The sequence below is a fragment of the Limosilactobacillus coleohominis 101-4-CHN genome, from assembly GCF_000161935.1.
GTDB classification, from domain to species: Bacteria; Bacillota; Bacilli; order Lactobacillales; family Lactobacillaceae; genus Limosilactobacillus; species Limosilactobacillus coleohominis_A.
In genome coordinates this window covers 25076-43037 of the sequence record NZ_GG698803.1, presented here as the reverse complement: position 1 = coordinate 43037, position 17962 = coordinate 25076, and the positions used below count along the sequence as shown (strand labels likewise).

Here is a 17962-nt window from a genome sequence, read left to right as displayed (position 1 = left end):
AAATTTTCCAAAGGTAGTTAGATCCCTGTTTCTCGTAGGAGATGGATTTATTCCAACAGATAAAACAGTAAGCAAATCATCAATATAATCAACAATCGTTCCCGCCCACTATGAAAGGAATATTTATCTCACAACTTTTGCAAGAAAGTAATTACGCTTACCTTTTCTGGCTACAACATATTTACCCTCAAAATGATTTTTTGGATCAACAATATAATTTTCATCATTAACTTTTTGACCATTAATCATAATTGCACCATTATTAACATCTTCCCGAGCCTGTCGTTTAGATGATTCAATTTCTGTTTGAACAAGCCAGTCAATCACATTAACAGAATCTAGATTAATTTCAACTGAAGGAACCTTTTTAAAAGCCTGTTTAAGCTCACTAACTGAAAGATCTTGAATGTTTCCATTAAATAGAAGATTCGAAATTCTCTCTGCTTGTTTCATAGTTTTTTCACCATGAACAAACTTCGTAACTTCTTCAGCTAGGCGTCGTTGTGCTTCTCGTTTTTGAGGTTCTAACTTCACTTTTTCAGCTAAATCATCGATTTCCTGATGAGTAAGGAAAGTAAAGTACTTCAGATACTTCACAACATCTAGATCATCCTGATTAAACCAGAATTGGTAAAACTCAAACGGTGATGTTTTATTAGCATCTAACCATACTGCTCCACCAGCAGATTTACCGAATTTAGTACCATCTGCTTTTAACATGAGAGGAATTGTTAAGCCAAATACTTTTTCATTTGGCTTTTTACTATGAATAAGGTAAACCCCGTTGGTCAAATTACCCCATTGATCTGCACCACCAATTTGTAATTGAATATGGTCCACATTATTAAGGTATAAAAAGTCAACCGATTGTAAAATTTGATAACTAAATTCAGTAAATGAAATTCCATTCTTCAAGCGACTAGCAACTGCTTCTTTGGATAACATCGTATTAACATTAAATGACTTCCCATAATCACGAAGAAAATCCAATAAACTGATTTTGCTAAGCCACTCATAATTATCAACAATTTTGAAATTTTCCGTACCAAATAGCTTAATCATTTGCCTGGTTAAAGCTTCTTTATTATGTTGAACTTGCGTAGCAGTTTGCAATTGTCGTTCTGTTTTACGTCCAGATGGGTCTCCAATAAATCCTGTCCCACCGCCAATAAGAATATATGGATGATGACCAGCTAATTGGAATCTTTTTAACATGATAAATGGAATCAGGTGTCCAACGTGGAGTGAATCACCTGTTGGGTCAGTCCCACAATATAAAGAAATCTTTTTGGAATTTAATAACTCACGTAGCCCATTCAAGTCAGTACATTGATTAATGGCACCACGCCATTTTAAGTCTTCTAAAATATCCATAAAATCACCAGTTATTAATTAATCATTAAAAATGGAAAATTGCTTTACATGCAAAAAAGACAATTGGAACAAGGAGTGCTGGCATTTGATTAGTTGTCTTAAGATCCTTAATTCCCATTAAACTCAATCCAGATGAAGCAACCATTAATCCCCCTAACATAGCAATTTCCGTGATGAATGGTGTACTTAACCAGTCACGAGCAAATGTTGCAACAAGGATGATTAAAAATTGATAAACAAAAATAATTGGAGCACACACAATCATTCCAATACCATCAGCAGCCGCTAAGATCATTACCATTACAAAGTCTAATGATGCATTAACAAATAAAAATGTAAAATTGTGACTAGTAGCAGCCATAATGGCACCGACAATCGGTAAAGCACCTAAACATGAAAGAGTACATTCTGTAACAATAGAACGCGCTAACCCTTCAGATCCTTTACCAGCTAACTTATTTACTTTACCGTCAAGATTCCACCAAGTTCCTAAAACGGTCCCTAAAATCATTGCAATAATAAATAACACCGCATATTTAGACTTGGGCATATAACTACAGAAACTCTCAATTCCAACAGCTAAAGCGATAAAACCTAGCATTGCAATTAAAATTCCTTTGTATCTGTCACTCATATGCTTTCCAATGAAGCTACCAAGAATTGATGCAATAACAACTCCTACTGCATCAGTAATTGTACCCGTTAAACTTACTAACATTATTATTTCGCCAACCTTTTATTAATTGAACAATTGCTAAAAAGAAAGCCCAAGTAATGACTGCCTGAGCTTTCTCAAAATGAGTTTCTAGCTCACATATTGAATTAGAGAATGTTTTCATTCCTTGCGACCTTTTCAAGCTTATCTTGAATTGCTGCCGTAATTTCTTTTGACCAATATTCAACCGAGTCTTCGTCATACATCCATGGAGACATGCATGAGGAACGAAGAACCTCTAATTTACCTAATTTATGATATTCATCTGCAGTCATACCAAGACTTTCAATAAATTTAACTGGAGCATCTCCATAATTATCAGGTTCAAAGCTCGTATCAGATAATTGAATATCCATGTTATAAAGCTTGCCGCCCTTAGCAGTAGTGGTGTATTCCATAACTGCTTGAGTTAAATCATTCATGGCTTTAAGACTGTCATTACCTTCTTCTTTGTATACCCAGTCAACCATGTTAAAGTCTGGATCATAAACAACGTGCGATACAATTGTGTGACCATCAACTTCGAACTTCTGACCATCAAAAAGATCATGAATTCGACGGGCACCGTATAAAGTCCGAGCAACTAATCGACCATAACCACTAATGTTTAATGGAAGAATCTTATTAGCAGCCCAAACAGCTGCGGCTGATCCAACTGACTTAGAGCCTTCCAGTGTAAACTGACCAATTGATGCTGGAACAGCGATCCCTTCTTGGAATGCATATGGTGCATAGTATGTCAAAGTATCCTTTAAACGAGTATCCTTAATCGTTAAACCACCAGCATCATATGGAACATACCCCATCTTGTGAGGGTCATCCGTTACAGAGTCAGCTTCACCCATTGCTTTATATGCATCATAAACATTCTTCTTCAAGAACTGGTTATTTTCAGTAAAGATTCCATATTCCTTAAATTTAGTTTCGAGTTTGTCATATGGAATAAAGTTGTTATCTTCATCTAAGTAAACTGTTCGACCATAACCACCGTATGCAGCATCAACATGAATATAGAAGTTTACGCCCTTCTTAATCCACTTATTGCGCATTTCAACAATCTTATCCACATGGTCAATTTGGCCTTCTTCGGTTGTACCAACTACAGCAACAACCCCTAAAATTGGAATATGCTTTTCAACATTTTCTGCAATAATCTTATCCAACTTATCTATATCAATCCGGTAATGGTCATCAACAGGTAGAACAACTAAGTTATCTTCACCAACCCCTGTGATATCACAAGCTTTCCGCCAAGAATAGTGCATTGTTGATGGTACTAACCATTTACCAAGCTTCTGTAAGTTTTTACCACTACGTGCAGAATGAGCTTTAACTTCGTTCTTCTTGTCACCAGCTTGATCCAATAGATCCAATTCTTCTTTAACCGACATGTTAAGAAGTTCCCATTCAGTCTTACCCTCAACTAATTCAGGGCAGACTTCCTTAATGGCCAAAGGAATTGATGCAACATTACGAGCCATCCATAAAGCACTAACATTGGCAATTGAACCATCAGTCGCAACGTATCCCCAACCGTTCTTATCATATCCATGCATTTCAGCTAATTGGTGACCTACTTCTTGTTCCATCAAAGTTGATGCAGGACTACCAGCCCAAGCAACACCATTACCATTCCAAAGCATCGCAAAATTGTATGCTAAGATAGAAGGCATTAAGGTTTCATTATCCATTTGTGAAAGGTAACGGCCTGCTGTGTCCCAAGGAATAGAACCGTCACGTAACTTACGTGATAATTCGTTTAATACATCCTTCATATTTACAACGGCATTATTAAATTCAGGAGTCGCTTTTTCATCTTCACTAATTGAATCTTCATCACCTGCATTGTAATTTTTGCGCCAACCAATATGATCATCGGTCAATTTAGCAGCAAGTTCTTTGAATAGATCACCATTTTCACCGTGTGGTCCAATAAAATATGCAGATAAATCCATATTCTTGTAGTTCTTTTTGGTACTCATTTCGTAGTAACCTCCAATAATCGGGTTTATGTTGTGTAGATGTAAGCGCTCTTCTCTATCAACATCTATAATGATATAACTTTTTTTTTTTGTCAACATTGCAATACAGCGCATTTAAGACAATGGTTTTACTTGAATAAAGAAAAAATTATTAAAATTTTCAATCATCGTTATTGTTATTTCTTTGTCAATAATGATTCAACAGATTTATTAATATCGTTTGTTAAAAATATTTTTTATGGTTGACATAATTTTAGTTATTGGATAAAGTGTAGCTAAATTCAGACAGAGCAAAGTAGTTCATTATACAGAGAATCTCTTATTGGCTGAAATTGAGAAAATGAACGAAGTGGATCTATCTGCTAAAATAGCTAAATACATGTATTGAGTGACAGATTTTTCTGTAATTTAGGTGGCACCACGGTAACTCGTCCTATTTCTTTTTTAGGGAGTAGGATTTTTTATTTGGAGGCATTAATCATGAATAATAAAAAAATAGTTTTAACTGGCGATCGTCCTACTGGCAAACTTCACATTGGCCACTATGTTGGATCATTAAAAAATAGAGTAAAAATGCAAAATAGTGATAAATATCAAATGTTTGTGATGATTGCTGATCAACAAGCTTTAACCGATAATGCAAAAAATCCGAAAAAAATTCAGGACAGTCTAGCTCAAGTAGCTTTAGACTATCTTGGCGTAGGTTTAAATCCAGAAAAAACCACACTTTATGTTCAATCGCAAATTCCGGCTCTTTCTGAGTTAAATATGTATTTTCTAAACTTAGTAACTGTTTCTCGATTGGAGCGTAATCCGACTGTTAAATCTGAAATTCAGCAAAAACATTTTGATAGATCTATTCCTGCTGGATTCTTGACATATCCGGTTAGCCAAACAGCTGATATTGCAGCCTTTAAGGCAAGCTTAATTCCTGTAGGTGATGATCAAGAACCGATGTTGGAACAAGCTCGGGAAATCATCCATTCATTTAATTCAACATATGGAAATGTACTAGTGGAGCCAGAAGGGGTCTTCCCTCCTAAAGGCCAAGGACGTATCCCTGGTTTGGATGGTAATGCTAAGATGAGTAAATCACTAGGAAATACTATTTATTTATCTGATGATGAAGATACTCTGAAGAAAAAAGTTATGTCTATCTATACCGATCCTAATCATATTCATGTCGGAGATCCTGGTAAGGTCGAAGGTAATATCGTATTTACCTACCTTGATATTTTTGATAAAAATAAAGATAAAGTTCGCGAACTAAAAGAACAATACCAACATGGTGGATTAGGTGATGTGACAATCAAAAGATATTTATTCCACATTTTAAATGAAGAATTAGCTCCAATTAGAAAACGTAGAAGTATGTATGCCAAAGATATTGCTTCTGTTTATGATATGTTACATAAAGGATGCGAAAACGCTAACATCATTGCAAATCAAACATTGGAAGAAGTAAAATCTGCAATGGGTATAAATTATTTCAAATAGTTAGTCTCATAAAAAGTTTCAATTTTGGATAAACACAAAACCACTTTCCAAGCAAAAGCTTAGAAAGTGGTTTTAATTTGCTCAAATAAATACTATCTTAATCTACTTCATGGACAAACGTCTTCTCAAAAAACAATATAGGATTGTATTAACAATGATTACTATAAACCCGATAATTAGTGCGGGACGTGAAAAACTAATGATCAAATACATCGATACTATTAATGCAAGTCCTGGAATTACATATCCCATTATAGCTTTGGTACGGTTTCCAAATTGTTTTTGGTACTCTAATTTAATTACTGAAAGAATAGAAGGTAAATATTGGATAAAGGAGGCTAATACCACTAATGAAACTAAGAATAGGTAGGATTGTGTCGTTAACATAAAAATTATTACATAGGTAATTATCATTGACACTATTGGTGCATCGAAACGGTTTTTCTTACCAATCCATTTTGGAAGCATATGGTGTTCTAGAGATAATGAAGCAGGCAGCATAGTTGCATCATACGATTGAGCAAAAGCAGCCCCAATCATCCCAACTAACATGCATACGATTATTAATAAATATCCCCATTTCCCAACAGTTAGTAATAATGCATCGGCGACAGGAACATGACTAGATACCAATTTTCTTCCTAATATTCCAATGCAAACAACCATTACTAAGGAATACAAGCAAATCAAACTTAACATTATAACGGTTAATACTCGGGGAAGATTTTTCTTTGAATTTACCATTTTTCGTGCGGCCACCGGTAATAAAGAAAAGCCACCAAACATATAAAATGTTACTGAAAATGCCTCACTAAAGTGATTAGAAAAACCTCTTACGCTATTTCCAACATAATTAGGAATAATCGGTTCAAAGTTGTCTTTTTGAATAAAAAATAATCCAACAATTATAAAGAAAATAACTACAAACACTTTAGTGGCTGATGAAATATTATCAAAGATCTTAACAAAATAATTACCAAAATAGTTAACAACTAAAAACAGCAAAATAATGGCAGAGATAATCGTTAATTTGACTCCTGAATTACCAAAAATTGGGTTATAGCTTTTTAAGGTCGTCATAAACGCCACTATTTCGCAAGCAGTTCCACAACACCCTAGCACGTAGGTAAACATTCCAACCTGAAAGCCAGCAAATTTGCCAAATGCGTGGTATGAATACACCCATGAGCCACCAGATTCATCAAACTTTCCTGCTAATCTTGCATAGCAGGTCACTATCAATCCCATAGACAAAGCTGATGTTACTAATACTAAAATCCCTAAAACTCCCATATCCTTATATATAGTTTGCGGCAGTAGGAAAGTTCCCGAACCAATAATTGAATTCATTCCTAAGAAATAAATTGACCAGAATGATAATTTTTTACTCATTGATATTCTCCATTCTATAAAAAAAGCCCAGTACGAAGTATCTTCATACTGAGCTCTAAATATTCTATTCACCCTATATATTCGCTTTTTTAACGATTAAATATGGAAAAATTGTTCATTGCGCTCTTACAAAATTTCCGAAAAGGTAGTTAGATCCCTGTTTCCCGTAGGAGATGGATAGTTCCAACAATTGAAACAGTTGCGAATAATCAACATATCTACATATCTAATCCCGCCCGCTATGAAAAGAATATTTACTTAGTAACTTTTGCTAGGAAGTAATTTCGCTTCCCTTTTCTTGCAACAACGTATTGACCATCAAAATTAGTGCTTGGATCTACAACGAAACTTTCGTCACTAATCTTTTGACCATTGATCGTTATTGCACCATTATTAACATCTTCACGAGCCTGACGCTTCGACGGCTCGATTTCAATTTGTACTAACCAATCAATTACATTAACTGGTTTAGAACTAATTTCCACTGATGGAACCTTTTCAAAGGCTTGCTTAAGTTCTTCAACTGATAAGTCTTGGATGTCACCCTTAAATAAAATATTGGACATCTTTTCAGCTTGTTTCATGGCTTCTTCACCATGAACAAACTTCGTAACTTCTTCAGCTAACCGACGCTGCGCTTCCCGTTTTTGCGGTTCTGTCTTAACTTTTTCAGCCAAGTCATCAATCTCTTCGTGGCTCAGGAAAGTAAAGTACTTCAAGTACTTTACAACATCACGATCATCTTGATTGAGCCAGAACTGGTAGAACTCAAATGGTGATGTCTTTTTAGCATCTAACCATACTGCTCCACCTGCGGTCTTACCAAACTTAGTACCATCAGCTTTCAACATAAGAGGAATTGTTAAGCCGAATGCTTTTTCATTTGGCTTTTTGCTATGGATTAAGTCGACCCCGTTGGTCAAGTTACCCCACTGATCAGCACCACCAATTTGTAATTGGATATCTTCAGTGTTATTCAGGTATAAAAAGTCGACCGACTGTAAAATTTGGTAACTAAATTCAGTAAATGAAATTCCATTCTTCAAACGACTAGCAACAGCTTCTTTTGATAACATCGTGTTAACATTGAACGACTTACCATAATCACGTAGAAAGTCTAATAAGCTAATCTTGCTCAACCAATCATAGTTATCAACAATCTTAAAGTTCTCCGTTCCAAACAGTTTTATCATCTGCTTTGTAAGAGCTTCTTTATTGTGTTGAACCTGATCAGAAGTTTGTAATTGACGTTCTGTCTTACGTCCAGAAGGATCACCAATAAAACCTGTCCCACCACCAATGAGGATGTATGGATGATGGCCTGCAAGTTGAAATCGCTTCAACATAATAAATGGAATTAAATGTCCAATATGGAGAGAGTCACCTGTTGGATCGGTTCCGCAATAAAGTGAAATCTTCTTTGTCTTTAATAATTCACGTAATCCATCTAAGTCTGTACATTGATTAATGGCGCCTCGCCACTTCAAATCTTCTAAAATATCCATACAAAATCACCTCACTGATCTATCTACTTACTGATCTTGTTCTATGTCCTAAAATAAATCCAACAATGATTGTTAAAATCGGTACTGTAATTGGGAAGAATGAGTACGGAATGTATTTAAATGGACTAATTTGTAAAGTACCTGAAATAAAGACTCCGCTAACACTCCATGGAATGATTGAATTAACAGCTGCACCAGCATCATTTAACACACGAGTTAAATAAGTAGCTGGAAGATGCATTTTTTCAAATGACTTCTTAAAACTTTCTCCTGGTAAGATAACGGAAAGATACTGCTCACCAACAAGAAAGTTAACACCAAAGCAGGTGATCGCAGTTGCCAACACTAATCTGCCCACACTATTAACAAACTTTTCCATTCCATCAATAAGTGCACCAATTACATTAAATTTGATTAATAAGCCACCTAATGCTAAAGCAAATATTATCAATGCGAGGGAACTAAGCATGCTACTAATTCCACCCTTGGATAATAATTCGTTCATTGACTTACTACCGGTATGTGCAATATATCCATTCATAATGTAGTTTGCTAAAGTATTTAGCTTAATTGGATTGTGTAGCCAACCGATTATTACAGCAAAGAATGACCCAAATGCTAAGGAAGGAACTGCTGGTACCTTAAGCCAAGCCATTACAAGTAATAACAACACTGGTAAAACAGTCCACCATGAAATCCAAAAGCCATGTTGCAGCTCACTAGTCATTACATCAATCGTCTTAAGGCTTGCGTTGCTATGTTCCATTCCCATAATGGAGAATAAAATCAGCGAAATGATCCACGCAGGGACATCCGTCCATAACAACGATTTAATATGATCATATAAATCAATTTCACCTACACCAGCTGCTAAATTAGTTGTTCCTGATAACGGAGAAGTATTAGCCCCAAAAAATGCTCCAGAAACGATTGCTCCAGCAATTAATCCCGGATTAATCTTGAGGGCAACACCAATCCCCATGAAGGCGATTCCCATTGTTGAAACAGTTGTGAACGAACTTCCACAAGTTAACCCAACCAATGAACAAACTATAAAAACAGTCGGAAGAAAGAACTTCACTGATATAATCTTGAAACCAAAATACATAATTGTTGGAATTGTGCTGGAGTAAATCCAGGTCGAAATCAGCACACCAATCATTAAAAAGATCACTAACGGAATTACTCCAGGTTTGATTCCTTCTTCAATTCCAGACATAACATTGTCCCAGCCAAATCCTCTAATAAATCCATATAACATTAGAACTATCACTGAAACTAATAGTGGAACCTGCGGTGACTGAGATTTAAAAATAATCAAATATCCTAAAATAATGAGAATACAAATAACAACTAGTAAACTTTCTAAAATGCCAACATGTGGTTTTTCTCGTTCCTTTTTAGCCATAAGGGTCACTCCTAGTAATTAATTAATACACAAAATTATTTTTGACTTGCTTCATAAGCTTGGGCATCTTTCAGCCATTGGTCATTCTTGTGTGAATTAATAATAAGAGGAATGACAGTTAATAAGATGGTAATAATTGCCATGATAATCGCGTTCATAGCTCCAGCAGTTGCCAAAGTTACAATAGCAATAGCGAAAATACCAAAGATAAAGAATACAGTCCAAACCCATGCAACACCATTGCCATTCTTACCAACACGGTAAGGACGGGCAAGGTCTGGCTTTGTGTAACGTAAACGAATAAATGCAATTGCAATTAAGAAGTAAATTACACAGTACAGTAATGTCGTCGTATTAGTTAATAACAGGAAGACATTATTAATATCAGGCATTGCGTACATCAAAGCAAAAATCGTGATACAAGTTGATTGCGTCAAAATAACATTTCGAGCAACACCAATGTTGTTGTGCTTGAAGAAGCCCCACTTTGATGGAACTAATCCTTCACGAGCAACTTGAATCATTGTTTGTGATGGACCAGTAACCCAACCTGATAATTGTAAGAAGACACCAACAGCCGCTAATAAGCTAAAGACATTAGCAATCCATGTTGGCCAGCCTAATACCTTACAGAACAAGAGAACTGGTTGAGTAATGTTAGTTAATTCTGTTGTACCCTTTGGAACAACGTTAGCAACACAGAAGGCGTTCAAAATATTTAAAACAACCATAGCAACTAAAGCAAATACAACACCACGTACAAAGTCATGAGTTGCATCCTTCATCCGAGGAACGTAAACACCTAAGGTTTCAATCCCAGTAAAAATGAATGAAATAGCAGCTACGTATTTGAAGGTACTTACATCTGGCAATAACTTGTGGGCTGAGAAGGTTCCTAATACACTGTGTGCATCAATTCCAGTCTTAATTGCTGCGGCTACACCCATAATGATCATTACTGCAAATGGAATGTAAACACCAAACCAAACACCAAAGTTCCCGGCAAACTTTACCATGTCAAACTTCAGGTTCAAAATCGTAATAATCCAATAAATTACAATGATGCATCCTAAGGTAAACCAGTGATTTTGACCTAAAGCAACATTACCAACTGTATTACCAAGCAGAGGTCCTAAGGTTGATGCAACCATAACCATTCCTGGAAAAATTTGTACCCAAAGTAACCAAGCTGTGGTAAATCCCCATTTAGGATTCAAACCAGTACGAACCCATAATTGTGGGCCACCAGCATCTTGAAGCATGGCAGAAAATTCACCAGACATTAAAGAAACTGGTAATGCAAAGAAGATGACGGCAAATGCCATGTAGAAGAACATTTGCCAACTTGCGGCAGCTAACGTTGGAACACTACGGACGGTCGCAATCATGGCCATCCCGATACCAACGAATGTACCTAAGCTAATTTTCGTGTTTTCACTCATTGTTTTATCCTTTCACAAATAAACAGGACAAAGCCCAGCGAGTCTTGCTCCCTGAGCTTTAACCTTATTCACTTTTTGAAAAAATTAACCTAAAATAGCAGTTAATTTTTCTTCCATTGCCTTCTTAATCTTGTCAGCATAACTTTCAAAGTTGTCACGATCATAAAGGAATGGAGTTAATACACAGGCACGCAAGATACCAACTGTTTGAACCTTGTTCCATTCATCCTCAGAGAATCCAAGGCTCTTAACATATGGAACTGGACTATTACCGTATCCATCAGTAGCAAAGTCGGTATGTGATGTAATAAAGTCATTGTTATATACAGGACCGCCGACAAATGATGCCTTTTGATAGAACTTCAAGTTCAAATCATTCATCTTAGCTAAATCAGTGTTGCCCTTGATGTTGAATGTCCAGTCAACCATATTAAAGTCTGGTTGAGTCAATGGGTTTACTTCAACTTCTGTACCGTTAATGTTGAAGTGTAAGTTCTTCAAGAATTCGTAGTAACGGTTAGCGGCTTCAATTGAACGGCCAATTAACTTACCATAACCAGAAACATTCAAAGGCATAATCCGGTGCGCAGTCCAAACAGCTGCCGCTGTTGCACCAGCCTTAGATCCTTCAAGAATGTATGGGGTTAAGGTTGCTGGAGCACCTGAACGCTTGTCATAAACATAAACTGGGAAGTATCCAATAATGTCACGCATATCCTTGTGACGAATTGCAATACCACCAGCAGCATATGGAACATATCCCATCTTGTGAGGGTCAACGGTAATTGATTGTGCTTCTGGGAACGCCTTATATGCGTTGTAAACTTCCTTGGAGATGTATTCCTTATCTTCTTGGAAGACACCGTACTTTTGATGAACTTCTTTCAAATCTTCATATGGAATGAAGTTGTTATCTTCATCTAAGAAGAGTGAACGAGCATATGATCCATAAGCGGCATCAACGTGAAGGTAGAAGTAAATACCTTCCTTTTGAAGCTTGTCACGTAAAGCAACAACCTTATCAACTGGGTCAATTTGACCTTCTTCAGTTGAACCAACAACAGCTACTACACCAAGAATTGGAGTATGGTCTTTAGCAAGATCACGAATAATCTTTTCAAGAGCATCAACATCTAGACGGTAGTGTTCATCAACAGGACAAGAAACAACGTTATCAAGACCAACGCCGGTAACATCGGCAGCTTTCATCCAGCTGTAGTGCTTGGTCTGGGGAACAATCCATTTACCTAACTTATCCATGTTGTGTCCAGCACGGGCTGAGTGAGCCTTAATGTCGGAAGCAGTCTTTGGATCGGTACTGTTAAGCAAATCCAGAACTTCTTCAGCAGACATATTCATTAATTCCCAATCGCTCTTTCCAGAAACTAATTCTGGCTTAATTTCCTTCATAGCTAATGGAAGACTCTTCATGTTACGTGCGTACCATAGACCTTCCATGTTAGCTAATGAACCATCAGCTGAAATGTGTCCCCAGCCTTCTTTAAATCCATTTAATTTAGCGAAGTCTTGACCAACTTCTTCTTCCATTTGAGAAGTACCTGGTGATGATTCATAAGCAACGTTGTTACCGTTCCAAAGCATTGCATAGGTATATGCAAGAATGGATGGCATTAACGTTTCTGAGTTCATATGACCAAAGTACCGTGGTGAATGCCAAGGAACTGAATTGGAACGAAGACGAACTGATAATTCATCAAGAACACTTTGCATCCGTTCGTTCGTCTTTTGGAACGATTCACTGTTCTTATCGCTTTCAGTAATCAATGGCTTGTCTTGTGGCATATAATTTAAACGCCAACCCATGTGAGCATTGACAAGCTTATTCATAGTGGACTTGAAGATATCAGCATTTTCTGATTTATCACCAATGAAAAGTGCGTCTAGATTCAAACCAGTGTGCTCTTTTTCAGTCATAAAAATAGCCTCCAATTTGACTTTTTATATTTTTAGTTGATCAACTATCTTTATGTTATAACGTTTTTTTTTGTCAATGCCGTTACGGCAACGTTTCATAATGATTAAATTATGATTAGATTAATTTATTTTTGGTATGTATGGTTATAATAATAGTTTTACTTGTATTAAAAACCTTGTTCAATATTTAGTTATTAATGCTCTCCATATCCAGAAAACGTTTTCTTAATTATTTAAAATGTGTATATTATGTTTTTTCATTTTTATTTAAATGATGAAAAATATATAATCGACCAAGTCTGATCTATACAAACTAAAAAAGCCTTGCCATACAAGCAAGACTTTCTTTCACTATTTAATTACCATTATGCCTTCACGGGCGTTAAATTGAGCTTTTCTAAAATTTGCTCAACGCTAAAGCCAAAGTGTTTCATCACTTCAGCACCATTACCGCTGGCACCAAAAGAATCAATTCCACAGACTTGACCATCGAGGCCGACAAACTCATACCAGCTTTGACTGGCTCCCATTTCAATTGCTACCCGCTCAGTTACTTCTGGTGGCAGAACACTGTCGCGATAACCTTGTGGTTGTTCTTTAAAAAGATCCATGCATGGCATCGAAACAACCCGTGCTTGATAGCCTATTTTGGCTAATCGTTGTTGTACAGCCATCGCCAAGTGAACCTCTGAACCGGATGCCATTAAAATCATGTCTGGCACCCCATCCTTAGCGTCGCGAAGAATATAGCCACCACGATCAACCAATGTGCCGACCGTCTCGTCCATCACTGGCAGCTTCTGGCGACTAGTTACCAACACTGTTGGCCGATCCGTCGTATTCGCAATCACTTGCCAGCTTGCGACCATTTCATTTGCATCCGCTGGCCGAATCACATTCACGTTCGGCATTGCCCGATAACTAGCTAATTGTTCAATTGGTTCATGGGTTGGACCATCTTCACCTACCGCAATTGAGTCATGCGAGCCGACAAAAATGCTTGGTAAATGCATGAGGGCTGCTGACCGAATGGCTGAACGCATGTAATCCGTGAACGTGAAAAATGTACTGCAGATTGCCCGGTTACCACCATGCAGATTCATCCCGTTGGTGGCGGCCGCCATTCCAAACTCACGGACTCCAAAGTAGACATTCCGTCCTGCAGGATTATCCGCTGCAAAACGCTCCGTTGCCTTTAGATTGGTCTTCGTGGATGAGGACAAGTCCGCCGATCCCGTCCATAGTTGCGGATTTTTATCTGCCAGCTCCTCTAGGATTTCCGCACATACATTCCGCGTAGCGACCTCATCGCCAACATGATACTTCGTTTGTAAGCCCTCCGTATCTAGGTAGTTGCTATACAATTGCCGGTATTCGTTTGGATATGCCTTTTGGTATTCCGCCATCATCGTTTGCCATTTCTGGTACCGTGATAGTTTACTATCTACTGCCCGATCAAATCGTTCATAAATGGCATTGGCAAACACAAACGGCGCATCTGTCCAATGATAGTAACTCCGCAACTGCTGAATTTGGTCATCAGTTAAGGCTGCTCCGTGAATCTTATTGGTACCCGCTTCTTTGGTTCCAATCCCAATCGTGGTCTTTACTTCAATTAATGATGGTTTGGCGGAATGTTGCGCATTCCGCAAGGCATCTTGAATAGCTGACAAATCACCATCACCATTTTGAACCACTTGGTAGTCCCAACCAGCCGCTTCAAAGCGCTGGCGGACATTTTCGTGGGTACTATAACTAAGTGGTCCATCCAGCGATACATCATTTGAATCGTATAACACGATTAACTTATTCAACTGATGTTGACTTGCGATGTTGATTGCTTCTTCGCTTAGACCTTCCATCAAATCACCATCACCCAATAAAGTATAAGTGTAGTGATTAATCACTGAATAGCCCGGTCGATTGTAAAGTGCCGCCAAGTGCTTCTCGGCCATTGCCATCCCAACCGCCATGCCAATTCCTTGTGATAACGGCCCGGTGGTCGCGTCCACTCCCGGAGTCACTCCATATTCTGGATGACCCGGGGTTCGTGAACCTAATTGCCGAAAATCTTTCAAACCCTGAATGGTCAAACCAAAGTGGTTGAAATACAGTACGCTGTAAAGCAGCGCTGAAGCGTGCCCAGACGAAAGGACGAAGCGATCCCGATTCATCCATTGCGGATCTTCTGGATTAAAGCTCATCACCTTTTCATATAGGGTATACATCATTGGTGCCGCATCCAAAGCCACACCAGGATGCCCACTTTGGGCTCGATGGATCATGTCTGAACTCAGCATCCGTAATGCATTCACTGCTGTCATATCTTGATTATTCATAAACAATTTCACCTCATCACGCTGAACGCGCGTTATTTGTGTGGATTGATTAATTAAAGGTATAGTTTATTTTTATCAAAATATTTAAGATTGGTATTTTGTTGATTTTTGCTATTAAACAAGAAAACATGGTTAATGTTTCTGAATTGGTATACTTTAATCAACGTGTTAGATACTATACCAATTTCCGGATAAATGCAAATTATTTTTAAAATGTTTAACGCTAAATTAAAAAGGTTCCCGCAGAATCGCGTCCGCAAGGGCCTGACTTTTGACTAAAATCTTCGCAAAGAATTATCCCATTACCAGGTACTGACCATCATCGACAACGAATTCCTTAAAGAGTGGCAGAGCAAATTTCACCTTTCCATACCCAGCGGGCCGAATAACCTGGCTATCAATCAGGCGACGCCGATATATACCAATATAGCCAGACGGCTTATTCATTTTCATATCTTTGTCCTGTTTTATATCTCTTTATATCTTCAAGCAAAAAAAGACTCTGGTTTTCACCAAAGTCCGTTCATGTTATTTAGTTGCCTTTGCGACCGCTTGTTGCCCCAACAAGTTCACAAAATTAAATGGTCGATCAAAGTTTGGCTGGAAAAGCATGTCCACCATCGCCATAAAGTTGATTGTATTATGATTTTGAATCATGACGGAAACCGTGTTAGCGTACATCGAAATATCTAGGTTGCTCATAAATTGCGCTCCAAGAATCCGATTATTACTCCGATCCCAGACAACCGTTCCCATAATCTTTTCTTCATTTGGCATAAATTCCGGTCGATAATTGTCTTCAAAGGTCACTGCATCCGCATCAAATCCCGCTTCTTTAGCATCCGTCAGGGTTAACCCGGTTGCTGCCATTGAACGACCATACAATTCGATTCCAGAGGTAGATTGGGTTCCCATGTAGGTCATTACGTTGCCAAAAAGATTCGTTCCCGCAATTGTTCCTTGGCGAATCGCATTCGTTGCTAATGGAACGTAGGCCTCGGTATCAGTTGGGTTGAAATGAACCGCGACAGAATCACCGGCACCGTAGACATCCGGATCAGACGTTTGCATGTAAGCGTTGGTTTTGATGGAGCCATCCTCATTAAAGTCTAGCTGGCCTTTAAAGAGGTCTGTATTCGGCCGGAAACCAATGCATAAGATCGCCATATCAGCCTCATAGCTGCCAACGTTAGTTTTGATAACCACTCCATCATCCGTCTCCTCGAAAGCCGTTGCCCGTTGGCCGAATGCAAAATGAACACCGTGGTCTTCAAAATCTTTGGTAGCACGATCAGTGTATTCCTGGTCATAGTATTTACTGAGTAAGCGATCGTTAGTGTCCACTAACGTTACTTGCTTACCCTGCTTACTATAAGCTTCCACTAATTCAACACCAATGTAGCCTCCACCAATGACAACGACCCGCTTGGCATCCTTAGCAACTTCAAATAGCTTTTTCGCATGGTTATAATTTTTGCATAGGTAAACGTGATCACTATTAATTCCCGGCAGGTCAGGAATTACCGGCCATGAACCAGTCGTCACAACCAACTTATCATAATGATCTGTACTTTCTTCACCCGTTAGCAAATCCTTCACTTGGAGTGATTTAGCCTGAAGGTCAACGCTTGTTACCTCATGCTGCATCCGAACAGTTGCACCTAATTGACCGAGCGCTTCTGGGCTGGAATAAAACATGTCATCAATGTTTTTGGCAACTCCACCAAGATAAGTGGCGATTCCACAGGAGAGGAATGAAACATTATCATTCTTTTCGTAAATCGTCACCTCAGTATCTGGATGTTGAGACAAAATTTGGCTGGCCGTAATTGTTCCAGCATGCGTACAACCAATAATTACAACTTTCATAATCCATTCTCCTTAATCGTATGATAATAAATTATCTTATTGTCACGCATTATTATATCAGCGTTCCTCGAAAAAGGAAGAGTTTTGTGAAAAAATATACAAATAGTTTTTGCTTTATCGGTTGATACAAAAGTGCACTAAAAAAGCTGGGTTATCCCCAGCATAGGATTGATTACTTAACAATTTCACAGAACTCAATGGTTTCTGCATTTGGACCTTCGATGTTGAAGAACTTAATTCCTTTATCCCAGAAATCAAGGTGTTGAACTTCGGAATCCTTGAGCTTGAACCCTTCCGCCTTGGCCGCCTTAAAAGCGGCATCAGCATCTTTGGTATTCAAAGAAATGTGGTTGATTGCACCAGTCTTACGAACTGCACCTTCACCAGTCCAGATCTCCAAAGTAAGGTGATTGTATTGCATAAAAACGACTTCGTTCCCCTGATCGTCAGTATCAAATTCGCCAAGCTTCTTGAAGCCTAACTTTTCCCAGAACGCTACGGTTG

General features: G+C 38.0%; 13 protein-coding genes. 1 reads left to right on the top strand and 12 read right to left on the bottom strand.

Annotated elements, in window-relative coordinates:
* Positions 1-123: 123 nt before the first annotated feature.
* From tyrS (HMPREF0501_RS03370) to HMPREF0501_RS03360, 3 genes are all read right to left on the bottom strand, one after another.
* The gene (gene tyrS, locus HMPREF0501_RS03370; RefSeq protein WP_006916442.1) at positions 124-1374 is read right to left on the bottom strand and encodes a tyrosine--tRNA ligase; all 1251 of its coding nucleotides are present in this window, start codon (positions 1372-1374) and stop codon (positions 124-126) included.
* Positions 1375-1399: 25 nt separating this feature from the next.
* Positions 1400-2092 carry a DUF554 domain-containing protein gene (locus HMPREF0501_RS03365; protein ID WP_006916441.1) on the bottom strand — a complete coding sequence of 231 codons (693 nt, stop codon included), beginning with the start codon at positions 2090-2092 and terminating at the stop codon, positions 1400-1402.
* A gap of 104 nt (positions 2093-2196) precedes the next feature.
* Positions 2197-4071, bottom strand: a complete 1875-nt coding sequence (locus HMPREF0501_RS03360) for a pyridoxal phosphate-dependent decarboxylase family protein (protein ID WP_006916440.1) — start codon at positions 4069-4071, stop codon at positions 2197-2199.
* A 480-nt stretch (positions 4072-4551) separates the two neighbouring features.
* Here HMPREF0501_RS03360 and trpS point away from each other — a divergent pair, with 480 nt between their 5' ends.
* Positions 4552-5568 carry a tryptophan--tRNA ligase gene (trpS, locus tag HMPREF0501_RS03355; RefSeq protein ID WP_006916439.1) on the top strand — a complete coding sequence of 339 codons (1017 nt, stop codon included), beginning with the start codon at positions 4552-4554 and terminating at the stop codon, positions 5566-5568.
* Positions 5569-5670: 102 nt separating this feature from the next.
* On the opposite strand, the gene HMPREF0501_RS03350 is transcribed toward trpS, so the two are convergent.
* From HMPREF0501_RS03350 to HMPREF0501_RS03315, 9 genes are all read right to left on the bottom strand, one after another.
* Positions 5671-6960: an APC family permease gene (locus HMPREF0501_RS03350; RefSeq protein ID WP_040455801.1), complete on the bottom strand. Its 1290-nt coding sequence runs from the start codon at positions 6958-6960 to the stop codon at positions 5671-5673.
* 254 nt (positions 6961-7214) lie between these two features.
* Positions 7215-8465: a tyrosine--tRNA ligase gene (tyrS, locus tag HMPREF0501_RS03345; protein ID WP_006916437.1), complete on the bottom strand. Its 1251-nt coding sequence runs from the start codon at positions 8463-8465 to the stop codon at positions 7215-7217.
* A 19-nt stretch (positions 8466-8484) separates the two neighbouring features.
* A complete protein-coding gene (gene nhaC, locus HMPREF0501_RS03340) occupies positions 8485-9873 on the bottom strand; it encodes a Na+/H+ antiporter NhaC (RefSeq protein WP_040455798.1) in 1389 nt (462 codons plus the stop codon).
* A 35-nt stretch (positions 9874-9908) separates the two neighbouring features.
* On the bottom strand, positions 9909-11315 hold the full coding sequence (tyrP, locus tag HMPREF0501_RS03335; protein WP_006916435.1) for a tyrosine-tyramine antiporter: 1407 nt from the start codon (positions 11313-11315) through the stop codon (positions 9909-9911).
* Between the two features lie 84 nt (positions 11316-11399).
* Positions 11400-13250: a tyrosine decarboxylase gene (gene tdc / locus HMPREF0501_RS03330; protein ID WP_040455797.1), complete on the bottom strand. Its 1851-nt coding sequence runs from the start codon at positions 13248-13250 to the stop codon at positions 11400-11402.
* Between the two features lie 365 nt (positions 13251-13615).
* Complete coding sequence (gene tkt, locus HMPREF0501_RS03325) at positions 13616-15589, bottom strand: transketolase (protein ID WP_040455796.1); 1974 nt, start codon at positions 15587-15589, stop codon at positions 13616-13618.
* Between the two features lie 294 nt (positions 15590-15883).
* On the bottom strand, positions 15884-16042 hold the full coding sequence (locus HMPREF0501_RS08910; protein WP_006916432.1) for a hypothetical protein: 159 nt from the start codon (positions 16040-16042) through the stop codon (positions 15884-15886).
* A 75-nt stretch (positions 16043-16117) separates the two neighbouring features.
* Positions 16118-17458, bottom strand: a complete 1341-nt coding sequence (locus HMPREF0501_RS03320) for an FAD-dependent oxidoreductase (protein ID WP_006916430.1) — start codon at positions 17456-17458, stop codon at positions 16118-16120.
* Positions 17459-17630: 172 nt separating this feature from the next.
* Positions 17631-17962 (bottom strand): VOC family protein (locus HMPREF0501_RS03315; RefSeq protein WP_006916429.1); only part of this gene is annotated, 332 nt, incomplete at its 5' end.